The 6003-nt window shown below is 47.3% G+C and carries 5 protein-coding genes and 1 pseudogene; all 6 read left to right on the top strand.

The window, feature by feature from the left end; genetic code table 11:
- Positions 1–1047: tetratricopeptide repeat protein (locus tag C7445_RS13945; protein WP_134161279.1), on the top strand; the 1047-nt coding region annotated here is incomplete at its 5' end.
- A 331-nt stretch (positions 1048–1378) separates the two neighbouring features.
- Positions 1379–2164 (top strand): hypothetical protein, encoded by a 786-nt coding sequence (locus C7445_RS13940; RefSeq protein WP_134161277.1) that lies wholly within the window; start codon positions 1379–1381, stop codon positions 2162–2164.
- Positions 2165–2231: 67 nt separating this feature from the next.
- Positions 2232–3344: a hypothetical protein gene (locus C7445_RS13935; RefSeq protein WP_134161275.1), complete on the top strand. Its 1113-nt coding sequence runs from the start codon at positions 2232–2234 to the stop codon at positions 3342–3344.
- A gap of 51 nt (positions 3345–3395) precedes the next feature.
- Positions 3396–3650, top strand: a pseudogene (locus C7445_RS13930) (transposase); the annotation flags it as partial.
- A gap of 76 nt (positions 3651–3726) precedes the next feature.
- Positions 3727–4173: a hypothetical protein gene (locus tag C7445_RS13925; protein WP_134161273.1), complete on the top strand. Its 447-nt coding sequence runs from the start codon at positions 3727–3729 to the stop codon at positions 4171–4173.
- 187 nt (positions 4174–4360) lie between these two features.
- Positions 4361–6003: ATP-dependent helicase (locus C7445_RS13920; RefSeq protein WP_134161271.1), on the top strand; the 1643-nt coding region annotated here is incomplete at its 3' end.

The raw sequence follows: 6003 nt of genomic DNA, 5'->3' as shown, positions 1-6003 counted from the left end.
TATCTAGCGGAACGTTTACAAGTCACCGTGGATATTTTCTTCGGTTCCCACAATGAAATCGTCCAAAAGACGATGATGACCCTCATCCATCAGGCGGAACAAGCAGAGCGACAAGAACGATGGCATGATGCCTTAGAGATGTGGGAATCAGCGCGCAGCTTGTGTGAGGCGTATCACTTCACAACATGGGATTTCCATATTAACGCCCACCGGGGTATCACCTTGGTGAACTTGGAGCGTTACCAGTGCGCTGTCGAAACGCTTCTCCCTCTTGTAGTGGACCCACGACTGCATGACAACCGAGATGTAGCCTATGACATATTGCGTGGTCTGGCGTTGAGCACCCGGCAGTTGGGTCAGTTAAAGATGTCGGAGACGTTTTTCAGGCTCATTCTGCATCTACTCGGGCCTTCAGATGAGCGTTGGATTCGTACACAGATTAATTTGGCAAGCATCTATGAACTTTCAGGAGAACACGACCAGGCGATTCAACATTATGTCTTGGCTGCTGAGTCCGCGCGACGCATGGGGAATGCGGAACTTGAGGCATGGGCGATCGTCGGATGGACAACCGCTGAGATGAGTTTGGGAATGAGAGAGAACGTATCTCTGTTGTTAGATAGGGCGCGTGATTTAGCCGATTCTCGGCAGGATGAACGCCTGTTGTACGCAGTTCGGCACAACAGATTGGTGCTCAAGCGAATTCAACGGGATGCCGATGCATTCCTTCGTGATTACACCGTTCTACTAAGCGAAGTGTCCAGTGATGAATGGAAAGCTCGATTGCTCGAAGAGAAAATCAAGTGGTCCCTAGTTGATCAGAACTGGGATGACGCAGAAACTTGTTTGCACGAGGCCTTAGAGCTTCCCGTGACGACTCCGATTCGAGCCGAACTCTTCATGTTGGGAGGTGAACTCTACAAGCAACGTGGGAAATGGGTTCAAGCCGAGACATACTGGTTGCAAGCTGTAGAAGCATTACGGGCTTGCGGAAAAGAATTGGCCAATCACGTATTACGCGAGCTTCAACGGCTTCCTAGAGAGTAGCATCGTGTCCTGTTTTCGTTGAGAGGGGGTGAGATGAAGTGAAGAAGCTCATGTTGTGTGGGTGCTTGGTTGTTGCAACCATGTTGGGGTTGACCACGCTAAAACCAGCCGATGGTGTGATTCCGCCGATTTTAAATGTTATATCATTCCACACTTGAACCAATTGTACATTTCATGAAATGCTGTATAATTGGTATATATGTAATCAATGTATATTTTTGTAATTTTGGTTTATGAATATTGCTATGGGAGGAGTGAATTAGGCAGTACTTGTTGCTGAACAGTGAAAGAGTCTATCTATACACTAATTCTTTTTGTGGAGGTCTTGTCATTGAAAGCATCACATTTTATATGCGTTTCCTTAGGAATTGCATTCAGCGCTCTGTGTCCAGCTGTTGTTATGGCAGATACATCGACATCAAACATTCCAAATAGCCAAGTTACTCTTACTGCATCTCAGGAAGCTACTGCTGAAGCTCAACAACAAAAAATCGTAAATTTGATTAATTCGTCAGGCTCTAATACTTCAAATGTTACTACAGGCATGTTGTCACCCGATTCGATGCCGGACTACGGGCCTGCTACTCCTTCCTATACTGTGTCAACGGGTACCATGACAGAACCCGATGCAGGGACAACGTGTGGACCAATCGCCGCTTATAACCTGCTATATAATATTCCCCATTCATCAAGACCTTCGGTCTCTACGCTTAAGTCTCAATTAGGTTGGACGAACTCAGCTGGAACAGGATATGGATCAAATTGGACGAGTACGTTAAACAGCGATCAAAGTTATCATACATATTCACTTTCGCCAGTCGATCCAAGCGTAACCGACGTCTATGACGATACGATTTACGCTGTTGGATATGAGCAACACGTACCTGATATCCTGGATATTTATGGATATATTCCAGGCTATCAGTCTAGTGGTCCAAATTATCTCTACCATTATGTAACCGGTGACTCCTATAATGTATCTACTGATACGATGGGCTGGTACGATGAATCTGATTTGAATGCAAATGGACACAATGTTTCATACACCGTTTCTGAATTGAATAGTTTGAATTCCGGATCGTCGACTTCGCTACACTTCCAAGGTGTAGTTTACTAAGTTATCGCTTTATAAATTCTCCAAGGGAGTAATTCTCCCTTGGGGATTTGACAGAGGAGAATCTATTATGAAAAAAAGGCTTGTTTGCCTGATAGGCATGTTAAGTTCTGCAATCATACTCGTTTCAGGATGCGGTCCTCAAGCTAGTACCAGAGTTGAATCTAGCCAAGATGTTAAGCCGACTATAGGGAAGATCCATCATGGTAGCTCCGAATTTCAGCCTATTCAGTATAATAAAAAGCTTGGATTGTTGGGTACTACACCTGGAGTGCTGCCAAATGAGGTTCCTAAGGGATATCCATCATTTCCTCAAACGAATGATAATTATCAGCCAGGCAGAGTCGTGGTACTGAAAACCAACACATATTTACCACAGATGGATCCTGAATTCGGATACCAACCATCATATTTGTATTCAAGTGGTAATTGGCTTTGTTGGATTTACCTTTCGATGGGCATTGGTCCGGACGACGGTGAAAGGGTTTATGCATACAACGTATCAACAAAAAAAGAATTTCAAGTTTGGGCTCCTCCGAAGGATTCAAACGAACAGTTAATGGAGGTTCATTTGCTAGGTAATGATCTGTTTCTTGGGTTGCAGGGTTCTTCTGGTAATACCGTGAACACAAAGGTTGTCGAGGTAAAGTTGGACACAAAAAGACAGACAGTTTTGTTCTCTGAACAGGGACAGCAAGATCACAATGTTATCGAAGATTTTGCTGTTTGGAATAACAAGATTGCCCTAATATATACGCCTGCTACGCACTTTATGGGTGAGAGTTCCCTCACTTCACGAGGGGAACCGTACTCGATTGTCATGTATAGATTAAATGGCGGTAAAATTAGAAATCTATATTCTGGATATAATATAAATTCATTTGATTTTTGCTCCGGAAAAGACGGCTTCATATGGTCTAGCAAAACTTCTGGCGTGAAATATTATGATATATCAAAAGGGGAAGTACTGAGTGTTTCAAGAGACTCATCGTACGTCTATGCTGACGACTCGGTAATCTTATGGAGAGGAATAAATGATTCTAAAAAGGGCCTTTTCTCCACTAATACCGATAAAATGATACCATTCCCTGTAGAAGAAAGAAATTCGGTTCCTGAATTATTGGGTGATATGATTATCTTTAGACATTCTGGGTCTAAATATGATTGGGCATATATAAGTTGAGCTTGTATTGTCAGCTATGTGACGGTTCGCCTAATTCATGGCCGATACGGAGTCGAAGAAAAAATCGGCGCGGAGCGTTGTGAACTGAGAGGGAGGTATGTCACGCTACGAAACGGCTCGCGCACGTGGGATACGCACCTTGGAACCGTGGAGCTGAAGAGCTCGAAACTCCGCCAAGGTAGCTTCTTACCTTCCCTGCTCGTGCCCAGGACACGAGCGGAGCAAGCACTTGCAGCTGTCATCCAGGAGGCTTACGTGAAGGGCGTCAGCACCCGCAAGGTGGACGATCTCGTCCGAGCGCTTGGGAAGGTTATGTAAAGAACTGAATTTCACGCGCTTGCCGTAACTTTGTTTCTCATAAAAGAGAAGGAGGTAATGAGGTGTGAAAATAAAGCGAATTTTAGTTGTAACTATCATGGTCTCTTTATTATTTATAATATTGTTAGTTTGCTATCTATATACGGCTAGAGAACAAGATATCTTTGTATCAAATGTACTTAAGAAATATATGTATAGCGCGGAAACACTAAGCTTCAAACAGCTTCCTATCGCAACGGTGGATGACTTAGATACGGGGGCGCATTATTTGGCTCCGGATTTAACTAATCCTCGTTTAACCCAGAAAGTCTTCAAGCACAATTTAGCTCTATTAGTAACAAGATCGGCCCAAAGCTATAAGATAATAATTATTAACGCATGGCTTACTAGCCCTGATTTTACACAGGGAACTGCTATTGTCGTCGCTAAATACAGAAATAAGTTTGGACAGTTCAGACAAATCGATCTTCGTGAATCTTTTTCGGTCCCTCATTATAAAATCAAACATTGATTATATATGGAATTTATTATACAATATTACAAAAGGCGCTTCGCTTCGATTTAAGTGCGGTAGACATAAAATGGACAGCTCGGTAGTTCGGGCTGCATCAGTTTACAGCGAGTATGAAATGGCCTAAACTTGGCGCAATTATTCATGTCTCACGCGCTATCCTTTCTCCAAAGGAGGCGCGTGGGACATGGATACGCGATGCATCGAAATCGTTTGTGGCAGTGCTCATCATCGTCTGTCGTACGAGGACTTGTTTTCTTCCGAAGTTCAAGACTTGCTCGCCGAATGCTACACACTCGGCACGGACGTCAACTGTCTCTGCGATCCCGACCGTCCAGTCCCCATGCATCTGCGCCGCGTCCGCATTCGCCCTCCGACGTACACGGTCGTCACGAATCCCCTAGGCATCCATCACCCAGACTGTCCACGGTATCACATCGTCCGGACTCATCCAAGCGCATCCCATGAAGCACCCAATTGCAAAGCCACTGTGCCGCCACAAGCGCGCACGGAGCAACCGTTGAGGAGGATATTCGTGCCCATTCTCAACCAACTGAACGACGCACAACGGGAAGCTGCAACACACAAAAACGGTCCTTGCATGGTCGTCGCTGCGGCGGGCTCCGGAAAGACCGCCATGCTCATCGCGCGCATCCAGTACCTCATCAACCAGGGCGTAAGACCTGGGGACATCCTCGCGTGCACCTTCACGCGAAAGGCCGCACAGGAGATGACTGACCGTCTGCTTGCTGCCGTAGGCGAGCGGGGAAAGGCGGTGACCATCGGGACGATTCATTCTGTCGCATATCGCATGGTCACACCAGAACTCGGGGAGGACTGGCGCGTGCTGTCGGACCCCACGTGGATGATCGAGCGCGTGCTGGAGGAGCCAAGTGGCAAGAATCCGCACGGCGTCGGGCCCGCGATGAAGCTAGGCGAGGCCATCTCCGCCATCGCCAAGGCCAAGGCGGACGCGCTTGGACCGCACCAGTTGTCTGACCCTTTGGCCAAAGTCTACGCGGCGTATGAGACGCTGAAGGCCGAGCGCAAGTCCTTGGACTTCGAGGACATGATCCTCCACGCGATTCGCCTGTTCCGTTCGGACGAAGCGTTCGCGAAGCGGTGGCGTCAGCGTTGGCGATATGTCATGGTGGACGAATTTCAGGACACGAACACGGCGCAGTGGCTGTTCTTGTTGGAACTCGTCAAGGCGCACAACAACCTATTCGTCGTAGGAGATGATTGGCAATCGATTTATGGCTTTCGCGGAGCACAACCCAGTCTCATGAACGAATTTTTACGTAGGTTTCCCGGAGCGAAAAAGGTCTTTCTAGAACGCAACTATCGCTCACATGATCTTATCGTCGATTTAGGCAGTCGCATTATCAACCTAAACGCTGGCCACCAAATTCCGAAACGTGTTATCGCTCATCGAGACATGTCGCCGGACGCTATCACGCAAATCGTGACGGTGCATAGCGATACAGAGGAGGCGCGCTTTGTTGCAAGCGAACTGACGCGCTTGCGTAACGAGTTAGGAGTGCCGTGGAACGACTTTGCGGTGTTGTATCGCACCAATATCCAGTCCCGACTGTTTGAAGAAGCCCTCGCCGACGCGGACATTCCGTATCATGTGGTCGGCGACAAGCACTTCTACGAGTCGCCGGACGTGAAAATCATCCTGGACTACCTGCGGACGACACAGGACACGTCCGATCCGACCGTATGGGGGCATTTGCTCAATCGTCCCAAGCGCTATATCCCTATCGACGTCGTGCACGAGGTTCAGCACGGAGGATGGGAGGCGGTGGTCGCGCACCCCAAATGTCG

Source organism: Alicyclobacillus sacchari, from assembly GCF_004366795.1.
In the GTDB taxonomy this organism is placed as follows: Bacteria; Bacillota; Bacilli; order Alicyclobacillales; family Alicyclobacillaceae; genus Alicyclobacillus; species Alicyclobacillus sacchari.
This window is presented reverse-complemented; position numbering and strand designations above follow the sequence as displayed.